Source organism: Tetragenococcus muriaticus DSM 15685, from assembly GCF_000423785.1.
GTDB lineage: Bacteria > Bacillota > Bacilli > Lactobacillales > Enterococcaceae > Tetragenococcus > Tetragenococcus muriaticus.
In genome coordinates this window covers 1-19,280 of the sequence record NZ_AUIQ01000021.1, presented here as the reverse complement: position 1 = coordinate 19,280, position 19,280 = coordinate 1, and the positions used below count along the sequence as shown (strand labels likewise).

The window sequence follows — 19,280 nt, the reverse complement described above, 5'->3', positions numbered from 1 at the left end:
GTTTGAATCATCACTATCGTTAGCTAAATATCACACAATATTCCCCCAATCTAAACAAATTGGAGAAACATCAAACGATATCCCTCCAATCCATGAGTTAAATGACCACATTTTCATTCATTCGTCAATTTCCTCTAAAAAAAGAGGGCCTTCATTAGGTCCTCTCCAAAAATTCCTTTTTACAATAACTCGGCAAATTCATTTTCTTGATCTTGAGGGCTTTCCGGCAAAATTTGATCGACTTTAATATTAGCTAAAGCACGTTCAACCAAGCCGTAAATATCTAGTCTTTCTTCATATTGATGAACCTTATCTAGATGAGGACGTGTCTTAGGTTGGGTAGGTGCAAAAATCGTACAACAATCCTCAAAAGGCTGAATAGATAAATCAAAAGTATCAATTTGTTGTGCTGTATCAATAATTTCTAATTTGTCCATCGTAGCCACTGGACGAATAATTGGTGTACTCGTAACTTCATTTATTGCTACCATACTTTGTAGAGTTTGGGAGGCTACTTGACCTAGAGATTCGCCGTTTAAAATAATCAAGCCTCGACGCAATTGACGAATACGATCTGTCAAAAGCAACATTATGCGTCGCGTGATTGTCATCCAATAACCCTCAGGAACTTTATTTTTTATTTCTTCTTGTACTTCAGTAAATGGGACTTCTATAAATTGAATTTGACCCACATAAGGCGCAAGTTTTGCAGTCAGGTCTTTGGCCTTTTGCAAAGCTTGTTCACTCGTATAAGGTGGACTAGCAAAATGCACAGCCTCAATTTCTACACCACGTTTCATCGCCATATATCCAGCCACTGGCGAATCGATCCCCCCAGAAAGCATCAGCATCCCTTTACCACTTGTACCGACTGGTAAACCAGCAGCACCTAGAATGGTTTCATAGGATAAAAAAGCTCCATTACTACGAATCTCTACTCGTAGATTAATATCAGGCTGTTTCATTTGCACTTTAATATCAGGAAAACAGTCCATTACTGCATCGCCTACGGTCACGTTTAATTCATCGCTTGTTTGTTCAAACGTATGATCACTACGTCTAGCAGTAACTTTAAATGTTTCTTTTCCAGTATAAATTTCTTTCATTATCTCTTGAGCAGTTTGTTTTATTTGCTCAAGATCTTTTTCTACACGTATACTTGGAGAAAAATTTTGAATACCAAACACTTTTTGTAATTTTGGAATAATCAGATCACTATCTTCGCCATTTAATATCAAATGCATACGATCTCGATCTGCATGAACTTTTAACGCAGGAAAATCAATAAGTGCTTGACGTACATTTGAAGCCAATTGCATGATAAATGACCGGCGGTTCTTTCCTTTTGTCGATAGCTCACCATAACGAACCATAATTTCAGAATATTTCACCCAAACACCTCCTAGTTAATTTTTGAAAAGCGTTGATACAATTGATCAAAGACAACCATAAATTGCTCAACTTCTGCGACTGTATTACTTTCGTCTAAACTAATTCGAATGGCACAAGTAGCCAATGCACTTGCTACATTCATAGCTGCTAGTGTACTTGAGGCTGTATTTTTTTTACTTGAACAAGCGCTAGTCGTAGAGGTAATAATCTCTTTTTCTTCTAAAGCATGAACCAAAACTTCTCCACGAATCCCTTTTAATGCAAGACATAAAATATGAGGCGCACTATTTTCTTCTGGAGAAAAAATCGTCACTTTGTCATAAGTACTAAGCCCCTTCATAAGTGCATCTTTCAAATGATTCAAATGCTCAGGTCTTTGGTTTATCTTTTCAAAAGTAAGGCGTAACGCCCTCGCCATTGCAACAATAGCTGGCACATTTTCTGTCCCACTACGCTGTTCACCTTCTTGACCGCCTCCTGTCATTAGTGCTTGCAATCGACGCCCTTTTTTCCAATAAATAAAACCTACGCCCCGCGGACCGTGAAATTTATGCGCCGAAAAAGCAGCAAAATCCACGCGCGGAGTTAGCCATTTTTGCGTATCGATTTTAGCGATCGCTTGCACTGCATCTACATGAAAATGGATTTTAGGATATTTTTCTAACAATGTACTGATCTCTTGAATCGGTTGTATCGTACCTACTTCATTATTAACTGCCATTACAGAAACTAAAATCGTATCTTCTCGAATCAGTTCAGCAAGCTGATTGACATCTATTATTCCTTCTTCAGTCACGGGCGCTTGATCAACTTCAAATCCAAAATGAGTTAATTGCTCAGCCGTTTTTTTTACGGCTGGATGTTCGATGCTAGAAATAATCAAATGTTTACCGTAAGATCGCTTTTCAAAGGCTGTTCCCTTCAAAATCCAATTATCGCCTTCAGTCCCCCCGCTAGTAAACGCAATCTCTTCATTTGAAACCTGCAGTGTATCAGCTATTTGTTTGCGTGCTTGTTCTAATAATCGATTGGCTTGAACGCCTAAGTAATGTAAGCTCGACGGATTTCCAAAAACTCGCTTACTTGTTTTTACATATGTATCTAAACTTGCAGGATAAATTTCTGTCGTTGCACTATTATCAAAATAGATCATTTATCTACGACCCTCTCTTTCAAAATACTGTTTCATTATATCCACATCCGTACTTTGTTTCAAGTTTCAAGGCTGATTAGCAGAAAAGTTGGAATAACAAAATAACTCTTAATAATAAAATACCCGAACTATAGGAAGACTGCTTCTGCTTACAGAAAATACTTATCGCAACTCGACGATAACTAGCATATCAAATATAGTTCGGATATTTTTTTGTTTTCTTATGCCTCAGTTTCTAACTTACTGCAACAAATTGTCCCGATTTTCATAATAAAACTCTTCAATCTGCTTAAAAACCCCAGGCTCTACTCGTTCTAAAGCATTCCCGATTTCATCAAGCGCATCTTTATAGCGATACTCGTATTTAAACAAATCGATTGCTCGTTCAAGTGAATTTCTCACTTCAGTATGGGAATGGCGATAACGATTAGCATATTGCATCATTTGTTCTGTCAAAGCTGCTTCATCAACCATATCATTTGTCTTTTCTTTTAGAATACTCAGCTCATCTTCACAAATAGCCACCGTTTGGTTTACTTCATCCATATCGACACGAGTTCGATTCAAGGTATCATCAAGTTCTTCCACACAATCAGTCACATTGTAAAAAGAATCTAAATAATCACTTGGTAACCCAGGCAAGCGTTGTTTTTCTACAAAACGTTTTAAATTACGTAACCTAAACTCGAGATCCTCTGCTTTGTCTTGAGCTATTTTTTCATCTTTACGTAAATCCCGTAACGCTTGATCAATTTCAACTTGTTCACTTTCCACACTATCTAAAATCTTATAAGCGTCTTTATAAAAATTTTCGACTTCTGAATAAGGAATTTCTCCAGCTTCTAATTTAGGATCAACAGAATCATTTCGACGCGCAATCTCCTCAATTTCTGATTGGAAGCTTCTGGCTCTAGCCAGTTCATTATGATTTAATGTGTAGGTTTGTGACGTATGATCCAGTTCAATTAATAACTGACGATTATTGTTAGTAGCATGTACAATAGCATCGGCAAGCGCCTTACGATTTTGCGTTACATAACGTTTAGCTGCGATTTCATGTTCCATCACTTCATATAACTGATCAATTTGCTGAGCTGTTTCAACGTTGGCTTCTTCTACCGTTGTGATCTCAACTTTTTCTAAATCATCCAGGGTATTATTTACTCGATGATTTACATGTTGGATATTTTCTGCAAAATTTTCTACAGGAAGTACATATCCTTGATCCATTAATGTTTGATAACCTTCAGCGATTTCTTCTAACTGCTCAGGAAATGTTTTATGAAGACTTTCGTACTCATCAGGAATCTTTCGCATCAATTCTTCTAGTGCAAAAGTATTTTTTTCAGCAGATTCTAATACATCATGAGCTTCCACTGGGTCTCCTGAAGTATTCAAGGTAATAAAACTTGTAAATTCACTTTCTACATTTTTAATTTGTTTTTGAATTTCAGCAAAAGCCGGCCCGAACTGATCACCACGCTCTCTTAGCGCTTTTTTCATCTCTTCATAAACATCTAAAGCTTGCTGGATTTTTTCCGAATTTCTTTCTTCACTTTCGCGCAGCTCTTTGAACCCTTCACGAATCTTTTGAATTTCCGCTTCCATATTGTCCATCGTTGTCTGCGCTTTAGCTATCGCTGTTTGCGCCTTAACAAAACGAAAAGCGTCATTCAAATTTTCTACTTCAAAAATTTGGCTTTCCAGCTCGGCAAATTTTTCTGTCGAAAGGTTCTCCCATTTTTCTTCCCACTCTTTAAACGAAGTATGACTCTGACCGACTAGATGCATTTTCCTTATCTCTTCGATCTCGTCATTGATAGGTAAATCAAGCAGCGCTTTTTTACGGTCCTCTAGAGATTTTAGTTTTTCTTGATTTTTCTTACGCATATAAAATCCTACGCCGTAGACAACCGCTGCAATGACTATAATAGCCATAACGATTCCTATGATTAGATTACTTCCCATTTAGCTGCCTCCATTTTTGATTCTTTTCATCAACTTATAATAAAAGACAGATGAATTAATTTCCTTTGTACTGAATCCCATAGAGATACGAACTTTTCTATAGGAAAGACATCTAAAACGATTATAGCATAAAGACTAGCGGCAATCACTATGTATTATTAAAAAAATAATACTTCCACAAGGCAGTTTTTTTACTTCCTATTGTTTGAAACCTTGATTTATAATTCATTTAACGATATGCTATTAAAAAGTTTTTGAATTAGACAGGCGGAGATAATTTATGAAAGCAGCAAAATTTGGTGGTAGTTCATTAGCAGATGCTACGCAACTAAGAAAAGTCGTAGAAATTATCAAAGCAGACGACACACGACGTTTTGCCGTTGTTTCTGCTCCTGGTAAAAGATTTGCAACAGACAAAAAAGTAACTGATTTGCTAGTTGAACTCTATCACAAACGAAATAAAAATGAACCAATTGACTCTTTAATTACTGAGATTTTTGAACACTACCAAGAAATCGGACAAAGTTTTCAAATTGAAGAAGAGGTCTTACAACAAATTTACCAATCACTTCTTGATTTAAAAGATTTAGCTATGGAAGACAATCCCCACTTTTTTGATAAAATTTTATCGAGTGGCGAAAATAACAATGCAAAGTTAATCGCTGGCGTATTACAAGCAGAAGGTGTGAATGCACGTTATATAGATCCTCAAGAATTAGGAATTATTGTTTCAGATGAGCCATTGAATGCTCGTATTTTGTCAAGTTCTTATAAATCAATCAACCGTTGGCGTAATAGTCCAGAAGTTCTTATTATCCCAGGATTTTTCGGCTATACCGAAAGCGGTGAAGTTTGTACCTTTTCCCGCGGAGGTTCAGACATTACTGGAGCAATCATCGCTGCGGCAATGGAGGTTGATTTGTATGAAAACTTTACTGATGTTAACGGTATTTCCGCTGCCCACCCAGGTGTTATTCATCATCCTGAGCCGATTCGTGAAATTACCTATCGTGAAATGCGTGAACTTTCTTATGGAGGATTTTCAATTTTTCATGATGAAGCATTAATGCCTTCTTACCGTGCCAAAATTCCAGTAGTAATCAAAAATACTAACGACCCTAATCATCCGGGAACGTTAATTACCACTGAGCGAAAAAACAAAGATCAACCGATTGTAGGAATTGCAAGTGACAGTGGATTTAGCATGATTTATTTAAATAAATATTTGATGAACCGGGAAGTTGGTTTTACATTAAGAGTGCTAGAAATTTTCAAAGAATTTGGCTTAAATTATGAACATATGCCCTCAGGAATTGATGACATTTCGATTATTTTGCGAGCAAATCAACTTACTCCTGAAATCGAAGAAGAGCTACTACGTAAAATCGCTTATGTTATCGATCCTGATGAATTAAGAATTATTCATAATCTTTCGATGGTTATGATTGTGGGGGAAGGAATGAAACAACGAGTTGGAAGCATGGCTGAAGGAACAGCCGCTTTGGCTAGAAAGAAAATTAATATAGAAATGATTAATCAAGGATCCTCCGAAGTTAGCATTATGTTCGGTATTCATGAAGATCGTGAACAAGATGCTATTCGAACTTTATACTATACTTTTTTTGAGTAAAATATAGTCAGAAAAAACTTATATATCATAATTCTTTTCAAAATGTGAGTTTGCTAGTTTCTCTTTTAAACAAACTTTATACTGAAAAAGGACCGACTACATAGCCGGTCCTTTTTTTATTCCTCTATTGTTACCCATTTGTAATCGTACTTTGCACCAGCACTATGGTTAACAATGCCTGTAATATTATCCGAAATTAAGTGACCTTCGGCTTTTTGATAAACCGGAATGACGCCCATTTCTTCATTTAAAATCTTTTCTGCATCAAGTAGATTTTGGAATCGTTCTTCAGGGTCATTGGCATGTGTAGTTGCAGCTTCTTCAACTAGTTCATCATATTCGTCATTACTCCATTGTCCGCGGTTATAAGAGTTGCCTGTTTGGAACAAATCTGTAAAACTGCTTGGATCCGCATAATCCGCTGCCCAGCCTCCAACAACAGCATCAAATTCTCCTGCTTCTGACCGATCAAGACGTACACTAAAAGGAACGGATGCAATTGTAATGTCTACACCTTCAAGGTCTTCCCACGCTCCTTGAATGTATTCAGCCAATTTTTTTGAAGAGTCTGTATCTTCAGCCAACAATTCAAATTCAAGTGTATCAATATCTAGTTCTTCTTTAGCTTTTTCCCAGTGTTCCTGAGCTTTTTCAGTATCATAAGACAATGTAGAATCCGAAACTTCGGTAAAATCTTCTCCTGTATCAGGATCTTTTCCAGTTTCTTCAGGTAGTAAGTTCGTCGAAGCTTCTGAACCATCTCCTAATATCTGCTGTACTAAAGAATCGCGATCTAATGCATAAGACAAAGCCAATCGAAGATCTTTATTATTAAATGGAGAATCCTCTTCTCTTTGATTCAATTCAATATAAGCTGTACGCGCTTCTTTTACTGATTGATACTCAGGATCATTGGCGTTTTGTTGCGCTAACTCTCCTGTAAGAACAACATCATCTGTTTGCCCGTCTTGAAATAGATTTAACCCTGTGGAAGATTCTTTAACAACCGAAACATCAATTTTATCTAGATCTACATTCTCATTATCCTAATATTCTTCGTTAGCTGTATAACTCCACTCCGTATCTGAGCCGGCACCATCAAATTCTGTTAAAGAAAAAGGACCATTGTAAATCGAATCATCACTAGTTTCAGCATAGGTATCCCCCTTTTCTTCCACCACTTCTTGCGGTTGAGGAAAGAAGGAAGGAAAAGCTAGTAAATTATCAAAAAAAGGGGTTGGCGTATCTAAATTAACCTCTAATTCATGATCATTGACTGCAGTAATTCCTAACTCCGAAGGATCTTTCTCTCCTTCGATGATATCGTTCCCATTTTCAACATAACCATAAAGATAAGCATACTCTGCTGCTGTTTCTGGGTCGACAGTGCGCTGCCATCCATACACGTAGTCATCGGCAGTCACTGGTTCTCCATTAGACCATTTAGCATCTTCTCTAAGTGTTATATTATAGGTCAAACCGTCTTCTGAGACGTCTGCCATTTCTGCAGTTCCAGCTGGTTGGGGCTCATTATTTTCATCTAGTCGATAAATCCCCTCATAAACATTATTCAACGCTGTAAAACTAATGGTATCTGTCGCTAATGACAAATCAGCAGAAGGCATTTCTTGGACAACTGACAAATTGAAAACCTTCTCGTTGCTCCCATCTTCTTGTTCACTATCTGCTGTATTCCCCGTTGTACAAGCAGTTAAGAACACAGTACTTCCTACCATAAACCCTAATAACTTTCCCTTTTTCATTCCACATACTCCCTTTTATACAAGTTCCACTTGTTTAATATGAGTAACATTGTACAAAAATTCTTCCCTATTTGCAACTTTTTTTCAGAAATTGCTTAATTTTCTGATTTTTCAGGCAATAAAAAAAGAGTATCAAGAAACGGATTCTTTTAAAAAAATGACTCACTCCATTATACTGAAGATAAAGAAAGAAGGAGATTACAAATATATTTTTAGGGAGGGATAACAAATGGTATGGAATATGCAAGATTATCCGTCAACAATGAAAAACTTAGGCGAATTAGTCCGCAAAAAAGCAATTGATATAGCTAACGCTTTGTTACAAGATGGCTATCCAGAAGATCGAGCGATCCCCATTGCTACAAAACAAGCTCAAGAGTGGTATGACAATGCAAGCCCGGAAGAAAAAGAAACCTTTCGTCAAGAAGCTCCGCCTCAAAAAAACGACCCGCACAATGGAAAAAAACAAAACGAATTCTTATTAAATACAAATGTCCAAGTTAAGCATCAAAGAAATCAATGGCAAGTCATTTCAAAAGGAGCCAAAAAACCTAGCGAAATCTATGATAATAAGAATAAGGCGATTGAACGCGCAAAATATATTGCTCAAAACAAAGGAACAAAGCTCGAAATCTATAAGCAGGATGGACAGTTGCAAGAAACACGTGACTACTCATAGTAAAAGGTCTTCTCTTAGGGCTAGTTAAGAGAAGACCTTTTCATAACCATTTTATCTTTCGTCCTTACTCAGAATGTTTCATTTGACGTAATATCTCATCTTTAATCTTTGCTTCTGGTGCATATTCTGACTCCCAATTCTCCGGTTTCAACACTTTATTCGTTTTTGGATCATAATGAGGTTTGCCATCTGGGAATACTTTTCCCATATTCGCTTGGTGAACAATTTCCATTATCGGTTTAGGGTCAACACCTAATAATACAAAGGATCCATAAGTAAAGTATAACAAATCTGCTAAAGCATCCGTTTGCGCTACTAGCGGATCAAAATTTGACGATTGTTTATGTAAAACTTTTTCTTTGGCTTGTTCAACAGCTTCATGCAATTGTTCCACCATTTCCAAAAACTGTTTTCGGTTTCCTTTACTGGTAGCATATAATAGTTCAACAAGTTCTTCTACTTTAAAGCCCGTCCGATTCAATGCTTTTGCTTGGGTAAAAGCAGTCGGCTTCCCTGGTTTTTCAGGATTAAATGTCTCATGAAATTCTTCTGCCATCTCAAATGGTTCCAAAAACGATCTTCCTTCCTATTCATTCATCAATTGAAAATATTTTAACGCTGTAACAATTCCCTCTTGATCATTACTTTGTGTCACATAGTCTGCAATTTGCTTCGTTTTGGTCGAAGCATTTCCCATGGCAACCCCTACTCCTGCACCCTGAAGAATTTCAATATCATTCAAGTGATCCCCAAAAACCATTACTTCCTCTAATTTTATATCTAAATGCGCACTTAAAAAGTGTAGTCCTACTAATTTTGAACTTCCTTTAGGCACTAAATCTACCGAATAAGGATTGGATCGTTTAATGTCACAATGAGGTAAAGCCGCTATAAGTTTTTCTGTTTCATATTCAGCGCTAAGCATAACACATTGGTAAATCGGTTCATCCAAAATTGCTAAATTAGCATAACGTTGCTTTCTACGATTAGGGCTATATTTTTGTAGAATACGTTTCATTGGACGAATTGAAAACCAATAAGGAATAAAACGTGCAAAACGCAATAGTGCACCTGACTGGCTAAAACGCATCGTCCAACTTCCTTGGGTATGTGTTTGTGCACATAAAATCATTTGGCGAGAATAACGATCAGCATAACCAATAATTTCATCTAAAGCTTTTTGCTCAAAAGGCTTGGCATAAATCATTCGCTCTTTAGTATAAACGAGTTGGCCATTACAAGTAATAAATAAATCAAAAGGCAGATCCTTTAAGATATGAGCAACACTTGCAGGAGTTCGAGCCGTGGAAATTCCACAAAAAATTCCTTTGTTATGTAGTGCTTCTATCGCTTTTTTTGTACTTTTAGCAATTTTTCCTCGGCTTGTTAAAAGTGTTCCATCCATATCGAAAAAAACAGCCTTAATCTTTTGTTTTGCCAACTTTTTAAAACAGCTCCATCTGGTTAGGGTTTAAATTTTCGAAGTTCAATTGTAAAAGATCTTTAAATTGCAGGGCATTTTCCGCTGCATCGCCTCCTGCATTGTTATTAAAAATTACCGCTACTTTCTTACTTTGTTCTTCTGCCTTAATTACAGCTTCTTTAAGACTGTTTAGTTCCTCTTTTTGATAACGGTAATTGGTACGTAAACGCTTCGCGTCCGGACCGGTCACGTTCCAACCAGCATCATTTCTCCCATGGAAGCGAAAAAAAGCAAAGTTTGAATGGCTTACAAAATCATCCAAAGGGATCGTACTCGATAATTTTTTCGGTTCGTCTGCCATCACTAAAGAAAAATGTTGCTCCTTCATAAAAGACCTTGTTTGTTCTAGCAAAGCAGGACTATACCAACTATTATTACGTAATTCTACAGCTAGCGGTATATTAGGAAATAATTGACGGATTCTTCTTAAATAATCAACATTTTCACGCGTACAAGCGAAAAAAGGAGGAAATTGAGCCAATAAACAAAATAATTGCCCTTGTTCAAACATAGGACGCAAACTTTCCAAGAATTCTTGGGCCAGTTCGTTAAGCGTGTGACCTTCTCCAAGATCTTCATGTTTAGTGAAAACTTTTGGCAATTTCATAATAAACTGAAAATGTTTAGGAACTTGTTTTAACCATTCTTTTACATACGTTTGTTTAGGAATAGCATAAAAACTTGTATCCATTTCTACCAAAGGGAAATGAGCAGCATATTCAAACAAACTTGTTTCTTTCTTCCCAGTTAAATAAGTATGTTCCTTAAAACTTGTACAACCGATCTGTATCATTTCATTTCCTTCTTTATTTTAGAGTTGCATTTATTATAAAGACAAAAAAAGAGAAACGCAATAAGATAGAAAGTATACTAAAAATCAAATGGGGCTACTATAATCTTTTCCTCCATAAGATTTGAGCTTCACAGTAAGTTTCTCCTGCGATTTGTATCGCATGACGTGTTTTCTTCTTACCTTCTTGTTGGTCATCAATTTCAAAAAGGCTTTCAATTTGATTCCCATATTCTACTTCCTTATCGAAACGAATGTTCATATATTCTGGCTCGTAACTGGTTAAAAAGTCATAACCTAAACCATCGATAAACCAATTAAGATATACCGCATTATTCACATGGTGGTTGCTGTCAATATCATAAAAACGAACACGAAAAGGCACAGTATTTGGGTCTTCTAAAGGCTCAATTTTAGGAGGTCGTTTAATCTTAGTGATTTTTTCACTTTCAAAAGGAGCAATAATCTCTTCACTCACACTGCTTATTTTGCGTGTCGTATAATTCATCAAAGAAAAAATAGATTCAATACGAACAAGCTCCTCCCCAGATTCTGTCGTAATCCAAAAATTCCGATAGCAAAAATATTTATTATATTCCATCGCTTGGGTGGTCACTTGTATTTTTTCGTTTGCTTCAGGTAAGCGAGAAACAAAAATTTCATAATGAGTAATTACCCATGTTACACCAAATTGTTGGATATAGTCATTGCCTCTGTTCAAAACATCACTTTGTTCTTCAGATACTTTAATCACAATAGCAATCATTGTCGATAACTTCATGGTGCGGTTTACATCACATTCATAGTAAGTAACCTCGTGTGGGATTGTATATTTTGCTGCCAAGTTATAAAAACCTCCTTTAAAGGTGCCAAAAATTCATAGGACTAGTATAACAAAAAAGTTTTTATACGTCCTGGTAATTTTGTATAAAAAAAAGAAGAGCACACGCACTCTTCTTTAGATAAGCTCGTATTATACTTCATTACTTGTAACCATTTGATTTGAATCATTTAATGTATTACGATCCAAATCATTCAAGTTGGCACTCGTTACAACACCAGCTACCATACTGTCATTCACATTAACTAATGTTCTACCCATATCAATTAATGGTTCAACAGATATCACTAGTCCAACGATAGCTACCGGTAAGTTCATTGAACCTAACACAATCAACGAAGCAAAGGTGGCACCACCGCCAACACCAGCTACACCAAATGAACTAATAGTTACAACCAAGATTAGCATAATAACAAAACGCCAGTCAAAAATATCAACACCCGCAGTTGGAGCTACAATCGTAGCTAACATTGCTGGGTAAAGTCCAGCACAACCGTTTTGTCCAATGGAAATACCAAAACTACCGGCAAAGTTCGCCGTAGCTTCGTCGACTCCCAACGCTTTGGTTTGAGTAGTAAGATTCATTGGCAATGCTCCCGCGCTAGAACGTGAAGTAAATGCGAAACTTAATACTGGAAATACTTTCTTGAAATAAGTTATCGGATTAACTCTCACTGATGCTAATAGTAAGCTGTGGACAAACAATATGATAATCAAGCCTACATAAGAAGCAATAATAAATGTACCTAAATTAACAATAGCTCCAAAATCACTTGTTGCTAACACATTAGTCATCAATGCAAATACACCAAAAGGAGTTAAGCGAAGAACAAGCGTTACAATACGCATAACGATATTATACAAACTTTCAATAATACGGTTGAACATATCTGCTTGTTCTGGTATTTTGCGTTTGACTCCTAAATAAGCTACACCAACAAAAGCAGAAAAGATTACCACGCCGATTGTACTCGTATCCCGACTACCGGCAAAGTCTGCAAACACATTCGTTGGGATAAATGAAAGAATTTGTTCCGCTATCGATAAGTCTGCGACTTCTGATTGTTGTTGTGTAATTTCAGCAATTCGACTAGATTCTTCGGCCCCTTCAGTAAATTGAGCTCCATCTAAATTAAACAGCATAACCATTGAAACACCAATTAAGCCAGCAACTGCGACTGTTCCTAGTAAAGTCGCCAGCACTGAAAAACTGATTTTTCCAATCTTTGAACTTTCTTTCATGCGAGTAAATGCACTCACGATAGAAACAAAAACCAATGGCATGATGAGCATTTGAAGTAGACCAACATAACCATCACCAACAATAGTGATCCACTCTAGCGATTGTTCAACAACTGCACTTCCTGTTCCAAAAACCAATTGTAAAATTCCGCCAAAGAGAATACCAGCAAACAACCCAGTAAAGACGCGCGTTGAAAATTTAGCATGTGCTTTTTGCATGCGATAAAACGCGTATAAAACTGCAACAAATAAAAGTAATACAATTACAGTGAGCAGAGTTGTCATTTAACTTCCTCCTTTAATTTCTCCGTATAATGACAAGTCCGTCAAGGGAAGTAAAGGTTCCTAGTGACCATTCTTCAACAGCGCACTCTAATGAAAATACGTGTGAAAGATTCATTAGTGACGCTTTCATTATAACTGGGCTTATATTAATTGTCTAATATTTGCACTTGTAATTAGTAAGTTATTTTATTTTAGCTCTTGAGAAGGTACGTTATAGCAGATAAGAATGTTGTAAAGAAGGTATTTTTGTGGAGAATCATTTCAACGTTTTATCAAAACAATTTATATTTCATTAGCACTTAAAAAACAAAAAAATGGAGCATCTCTTTTATCAGAAAAGAAAATGCCCCGTTTTTTATTTTTCCTTATAAAATGTATTATTAAGCCAACGTTCCCATTGGATCCCAAGGTGCTAGAACAGTCGGCTCTTGTTCATAAGCAGCTAATTGTTCTTCAGTTAAAAAGTCTTTACGAACAACAATTTGATAGGTAAATTCATCCATCCAATCGTCGCTTGCGACAAAGAATCCTTTATCACCCACTTTTTCTCCCCAACTATTTTCAATCTTCCACTTTGTAGAGTTTCCATCTACAATATCAACGCCTGTTAAGACCATCGCATGGGTCATCATACTTTCCCCATAATCTAAACGCTGAGCTTTAGTTGTTGTAAAATCTATATCAAACAATTCATTCACATTATAAATATCTAGAGATAAAATACCTTTTTGTTTATTTGAAGATTGACCTACGTCACAGCCAAACCATACGGATTCTCCTTGCTCTAATTGTGCTATCGCTAATTTTTTTAAAGTCTGCATATCAACGTTTAAGTAGCGAACTTGTTTTCCACCTACTACATTGCCTAACATCTCAACCGTATAAGATTTATTATAAGGCTTATCTTGTGTTGGTGCGTTAATCACACTAACATAATTATTTAAATCGACACCTACGTATTTATCATAAAAAGTTTTAGGGGTTAACTGACGATCAATATGATATTCTTGTTGGTCATCACGATACTCAAAATCAAACGTTGTCGGTGGCGTGCCTAATGAAATAGCTAAAAGATTAAAAACTTCTTGTAACATTTTTTCTTTTTCTGCTTGAATATCATTTTCCAAAGTTCCTGCAGCGACTAATCGACGTAATGTAGCTGCATCTTTACGTAACTTTTTATTCAAATACTGATTTAAGTCACGTGAGTTAGTTGCGTTACTGCTTTCTGGCATAGCTGTTTTAGGTACAACGCCATATTTATTAAAAAGTGAAATCGTCATATCCCATTGACCCGCATCATTTTGAGGTCTTTCTAACAAAAATGCTACTTTACGACTAGTAACTTCTTGATCTGCCGTAGCCAAAATATTTTCGTAAAAATAGTTTGCTTTTTCATATTTATCCCAAAAGTTAGAATAGTTTTGAGATAATTCAAATTCTTTAAGATTAAAACGATCTAAAATTTTATGACGAAATGTATTAAGCGCCGCAAACATCCAGCAACGCCCGGATTGCTTCTGATCTGCCACTTTTCCTGTCTTTAAATCAATCGAAAACACAGGAACATTCGTTGCTTGTGCCTCTATATTCTCCGCTGAATTGCTAATGCCATTTTTCGTGACCGCATTTTGTACAATCTGTTGTCTTTTATTGTTTTCAAATTCTTCAGCAAATCTTTCCGTCATCTCATTTGTGATTTCAGACATCTTTCCATCTCCTTCTACCATTTATCTAGCTATTTTACTCTTTCGTTTTAGCAAAAACAACTAGAGATTATTATAGGAAGGCCCATTCTTTTTTCGATTGCCTAAGAAATACTGCTCGATTTTGCTATAAACTCTCCCAACAGGCTCACTTGCCAGTAGCGTCGTTAACACAATACTAGCCAAAGCTAAAATAATGAAACCCGGAAAACCTAAGTGGATATTTTCCAAATCAAAGGCTCGCATTCCTCGGATAAAGAAACCGTGTAGAAGATAAGCAATCAAGGTGTATTTCCCTTCTTTAGTATACTTTGTCTCTCGTGTGGGGACCAAAGAAAAGAAGGCCAGCATACCAATAATGGCTAACATAAATGTGACTATTCGAACTAAAAATCCCCATTCAGAAAAATTCAAAAAATCATCATACGGTTTTGAACCAAAGAACATATATTTATTCACTTCATTCAAATAATTTACTAAGGCATAAATGAGGACAAAACCTAAAGCAAAGAATTGTTTATACTTTAAGTTTTTGAATCGATCCGCAAAGTCCTTAGGGAGATAATAACCAATTACAAAAAAAGGTAAGAAAACGGCCGTTCGTTGTAAAGTAAGTTCTCGACCTATAAAAGGCGTATAACCAACAAGTAAACTAATCAATATACTAATCGTAATTCCGGCTGATGGTCGTATTTTCCGAAAGAAATATAAAGAAATTTGCCAGAAAAAAGAACTAATTAAAAACCACAAGGACCAGTTAGGTACATCAAGTTGGAAAGTGAAGTGTTCTTCTGCACCTGCAAGTCGATTAAAAAGAGAATACGTCCACTGAAAGAAAATGTAAGGGACGATAAATTTCTGAAAGCTTGTAGCTACTGGTGCTCTCTTTTGCGGATCAAATGATTTAGCAAAAAATCCTGAAATAAAAATAAAAGCCGGCATGTGAAACGAAAAGATCGTATAGTATAAATCATGGTTCCACTGCTCATTTTCAATAAAAGGTTGCATCATATGCCCAAAGACCACTAAGATCATTAATAAAAATTTGGCATTATCAAAATAAGGATCTCTTTTCTTAGTTGCCATGGAGTTTAATCACCAACTTTTCTATTCTACTTAATATTATACTTTTATTATAACTGAAAATCATTGCAATTTAGTTGCATTTTTATGAAAAAACAGCAAAAATTTCTCTTTAGGAGATAACAAAAATAAAAAACAACGCCCAATGGAAAGACGCTGTTTCAATCTAGAGATTTTTTTCATTTTTCTTAGACTCAGTCGAAATTTCTTCTTCACCTAATATTAAGTAACCCATTTCTTCACTAGAAATCTTTTTGTAGTCTTTACGTTTTACTAAATAAAAAATAATCCCCATTATAATCCAGATGGCCAAAGCTATTCTAGATTGAACTTCTAAGTAGGCAGGAGAACCTGGTACAATAAGAAGTCCTAAAAAGACAATACTTGCCATCGCTCCTAAACCAGCAAGAACTTTTCGCAACGGAGACACAATATGAAACTTACTATCAAAGCTCTCCCCCTTTTTCCATTTAAAAAGAGAAAAAGCAGTATAACACGTGTAAAAATAAGCAATAGCTACTCCAATAGAAGACATATCAACTACCCAGTTTAAAGCTTGCCTACCAAACCAAGGAGCTAACATAGAAACACCAACAGTAAAAATAATACTAATATAAGGTGTTTCATATTTATCATGTAATTTGGAGAAAGCTTTTGGTATAAATTTAGCACGGGACATGGCAAATAATAAACGACTTGTGGATACGATGAAACCATTTAAGCCAGTAAATATTCCCATCGTTAGAGCGATTACCAAAATGATGAGTCCAGTATTTCCTAGAAGTTCCTCAAATGCAAAGCCAGTTCCCCAAATATGGTTAGCAGCTGAGAGCCTTTGCCATGGTGCAGACATAGCCGTTGCAGTAATCATCAGACTATAGACTAGCACCGCAGACATTATGGCAAAAACAATCAGTCCGAAAGCTTTTTTAGAAGAAAAATTAAATTCTTCTGCCGTCTGCGGAACATTATCAAAGCCAACAAATGCCCATGGAGCAATAGCAACAATAGATACGATTGCAGAAACAGCTGTTGTATCCATTGGAAAATTGGGAGATATATTTCCCAAACCAGTATTGGGTTGCATACCTGTTAAAAACGTGATGAGTAATACACCTGCAATCATAGTTATACAAAAAATAAATTGTACTCTTCCAGAGAAAACGCCTCCTCTTACATTAAGGTAGCCAAAAATCGCTAAGGCAACGGAAGCAATGATAATCTCCGTACCATAAACTTCCCATCCTGCTACTTCATACATATATAAATTTTCCAAGATTGAAGGAAAAATAAATTGAACCATTAATGCAAGAGCTGTAGCATTTAAAGCCGCTACACAAATATAGCCTAAAGTTAAAAACCACCCACTAATAAACGCATGTGTCTTACCAAGGCTAATGAAAGCATAAGCGAATTCCCCTCCTGATACCGGAAAATTTCTAATAAGAAAGCCATAGCTAATCGCGATCAACATCATTAATAGACCACCAATGGCAAAACCTAAAATAGCTCCAAGAGGACCGGCTGTGGACATCCAATTTGTAGGTTGTACAAATGCTCCCCAGCCAATTGAAGAACCAAGAGCAATCGCCCACACCCAATGGGGTTTAAGACTTTTCTGTAGTGTTGTGCGTTCTTTCATAATTATCCATCCTCAATTAAAATTCCTTCGAACAGTCTTAACTCCTCCCTGTTATTGTATTGTGTAATCCAGTTTATTTTCCAATCGATCAATCTTTTTCTTAACCTCGGAGTAACCTTTCCCTCTAATAATAGCAGTAGCAAGATAACTAGATTCAAAATCTTTCGGAGGTAAAACAACTTCTTCATTTATTTGTTTTACAGGTATGATAAAAATAACATCTTCATCTTCCATGACATCATCTAGGCCACGTATATTCGTTATTACTCCTTCTTCATTAGCTAAAACTTCATAATGACAAACGCTTTGATTACTAATTTTATCAAACTCCGGCCAACTATCTTGTATATTTTCACCAACAGCTACTTTAATAATAAATTCAATATAAGAAATACCTGAAGCATTTTCAATCACATGAGAAGCAATAAATCCTCCAGCAGGACGAGCAGCAACTTCTAACATTTTAAATCCTTCTTTGGTCACTCTTCCTTCTAGATGAAAAGAACAATCATTAAATCCTAGTTCTTTCACGGCAGTTTTCGTAGACCTTTTTATTTCCTTAATTGTTTCATCGTCTTTTTCTGACGGAAATATTTCCATGTAGTCTAATGAGTAATCTTCTGATACCAAATTGTCTGCCACTCCAGTCATATAGACTATATGGTCTTGAACAACGCCATCAATAGAGACTTCTGGTCCTTCTAAATATTCTTCATAAATATATTCATTCGGATAGTAGCTAAACGTTTTATCTTCTTCTGGAGAAGTAGTCTCAAGCATCAATCGATAGGTTTCTTCAACATTTGTATTCTCATCGATCTTAAAGATACCTTTACTACCTGCTCCTCCCACAGGCTTAAAAATCCCTGGTATGCCCACTTCCTTAACAGCTTGTTGTAAATCAGAAAAAGATAATACGTGTCTATATTTTGGACAAAGACCTTCAATTTGACTTAAGGCATCGCGCATTAGATACTTGTTTCTTGCTTTTTTAGCAGACTCCCTATTTATTGTACGAAGCCCCAGTTCTTCGCCAATTCTTGCTACAAGTTCGACGTCTTTATCTGCCCAGGTCAAGACCCCTGCGACAGAATGATTTTTCGCATATTCAATGCTTGCCTGAACCGAAGCTTCTATATCATACGTATCCACGATAATCAAATCATCTATAAGTCCCTTATCCAATCCAGGATCTTTATCCGCTAATAAAGTAATTTTGTAGCCTAATTTTTTTGCAGCATATATCGGTTTTAACCGTTCTACTTTATAACCTCTAATATTTACATATAATAATGTCTCCACCGTATTTCCTCCTCGTAAAATATATTTATAAGCATCATCTCTGATGCAAACATTCTGGTTCTTTGAAAATAAAATAAATAACATTAATCAATAAAAGCTTTAAGCAACACAATGTTTCCCTTTTGTTAAAGCGAGCTTTGCTCGCCAAGGCAAGGAGCGGAGCTCCGCGCAGCTCGTGATTCTTGAACGAGCGGAGGGCGTTTGGGATCTTGTTTCGATATTGTGTGGTTCCTGAGATATAATAGTCAGTGGAAAGGATCCACATGGGATTGTGCTATTTCCTCCTGTAGTTCTGTCTACGCGTTTAAGCATGCAACCCAG

At 36.2% G+C, this 19,280-nt stretch carries 14 protein-coding genes and 1 pseudogene; 2 read left to right on the top strand and 13 right to left on the bottom strand.

Annotation, left to right across the window (positions count from 1 at the left end; genetic code table 11):
* Positions 1–179 precede the first annotated feature (179 nt).
* From thiI to G577_RS0104990, 3 genes are all read right to left on the bottom strand, one after another.
* A complete protein-coding gene (thiI, locus tag G577_RS0105000) occupies positions 180–1,391 on the bottom strand; it encodes a tRNA uracil 4-sulfurtransferase ThiI (RefSeq protein WP_028790250.1) in 1,212 nt (403 codons plus the stop codon).
* Positions 1,392–1,402: 11 nt separating this feature from the next.
* Positions 1,403–2,545, bottom strand: coding sequence for a cysteine desulfurase family protein (locus tag G577_RS0104995; RefSeq protein ID WP_028790249.1), 1,143 nt, complete (start codon positions 2,543–2,545; stop codon positions 1,403–1,405).
* A 240-nt stretch (positions 2,546–2,785) separates the two neighbouring features.
* Entirely contained in the window at positions 2,786–4,513 is a 1,728-nt protein-coding gene (locus tag G577_RS0104990) for a septation ring formation regulator EzrA (protein ID WP_028790248.1), read from the bottom strand.
* Positions 4,514–4,793: 280 nt separating this feature from the next.
* On the opposite strand from G577_RS0104990, the gene G577_RS0104985 reads away from it, so the two are divergent.
* A complete protein-coding gene (locus tag G577_RS0104985) occupies positions 4,794–6,143 on the top strand; it encodes an aspartate kinase (RefSeq protein ID WP_028790247.1) in 1,350 nt (449 codons plus the stop codon).
* A 116-nt stretch (positions 6,144–6,259) separates the two neighbouring features.
* Here G577_RS0104985 and G577_RS11055 read toward each other — a convergent pair.
* Positions 6,260–7,906, bottom strand: a pseudogene (locus G577_RS11055) (peptide ABC transporter substrate-binding protein).
* Positions 7,907–8,135: 229 nt separating this feature from the next.
* On the opposite strand from G577_RS11055, the gene G577_RS0104975 reads away from it, so the two are divergent.
* The gene (locus G577_RS0104975) at positions 8,136–8,585 is read left to right on the top strand and encodes a DUF2188 domain-containing protein (protein WP_028790246.1); all 450 of its coding nucleotides are present in this window, start codon (positions 8,136–8,138) and stop codon (positions 8,583–8,585) included.
* Between the two features lie 64 nt (positions 8,586–8,649).
* On the opposite strand, the gene G577_RS0104970 is transcribed toward G577_RS0104975, so the two are convergent.
* The 9 genes from G577_RS0104970 to G577_RS0104930 form a co-directional block, all read right to left on the bottom strand.
* On the bottom strand, positions 8,650–9,156 hold the full coding sequence (locus G577_RS0104970) for a pyrophosphohydrolase domain-containing protein (RefSeq protein ID WP_028790245.1): 507 nt from the start codon (positions 9,154–9,156) through the stop codon (positions 8,650–8,652).
* A 15-nt stretch (positions 9,157–9,171) separates the two neighbouring features.
* On the bottom strand, positions 9,172–9,990 hold the full coding sequence (locus tag G577_RS0104965) for a Cof-type HAD-IIB family hydrolase (RefSeq protein ID WP_038022836.1): 819 nt from the start codon (positions 9,988–9,990) through the stop codon (positions 9,172–9,174).
* A gap of 40 nt (positions 9,991–10,030) precedes the next feature.
* Positions 10,031–10,861 carry a DUF72 domain-containing protein gene (locus tag G577_RS0104960; protein WP_028790243.1) on the bottom strand — a complete coding sequence of 277 codons (831 nt, stop codon included), beginning with the start codon at positions 10,859–10,861 and terminating at the stop codon, positions 10,031–10,033.
* 97 nt (positions 10,862–10,958) lie between these two features.
* On the bottom strand, positions 10,959–11,702 hold the full coding sequence (locus G577_RS0104955; protein WP_028790242.1) for an acyl-ACP thioesterase domain-containing protein: 744 nt from the start codon (positions 11,700–11,702) through the stop codon (positions 10,959–10,961).
* A 129-nt stretch (positions 11,703–11,831) separates the two neighbouring features.
* Entirely contained in the window at positions 11,832–13,226 is a 1,395-nt protein-coding gene (locus tag G577_RS0104950; RefSeq protein WP_028790241.1) for an L-cystine transporter, read from the bottom strand.
* 380 nt (positions 13,227–13,606) lie between these two features.
* Complete coding sequence (locus G577_RS0104945) at positions 13,607–14,935, bottom strand: C1 family peptidase (RefSeq protein WP_028790240.1); 1,329 nt, start codon at positions 14,933–14,935, stop codon at positions 13,607–13,609.
* Positions 14,936–14,995: 60 nt separating this feature from the next.
* On the bottom strand, positions 14,996–16,018 hold the full coding sequence (locus G577_RS0104940) for an acyltransferase family protein (RefSeq protein ID WP_028790239.1): 1,023 nt from the start codon (positions 16,016–16,018) through the stop codon (positions 14,996–14,998).
* Between the two features lie 163 nt (positions 16,019–16,181).
* Positions 16,182–17,657, bottom strand: coding sequence for an APC family permease (locus G577_RS0104935; protein WP_028790238.1), 1,476 nt, complete (start codon positions 17,655–17,657; stop codon positions 16,182–16,184).
* A gap of 51 nt (positions 17,658–17,708) precedes the next feature.
* Complete coding sequence (locus G577_RS0104930; RefSeq protein ID WP_028790237.1) at positions 17,709–18,959, bottom strand: ATP-grasp domain-containing protein; 1,251 nt, start codon at positions 18,957–18,959, stop codon at positions 17,709–17,711.
* Positions 18,960–19,280: the final 321 nt, after the last annotated feature.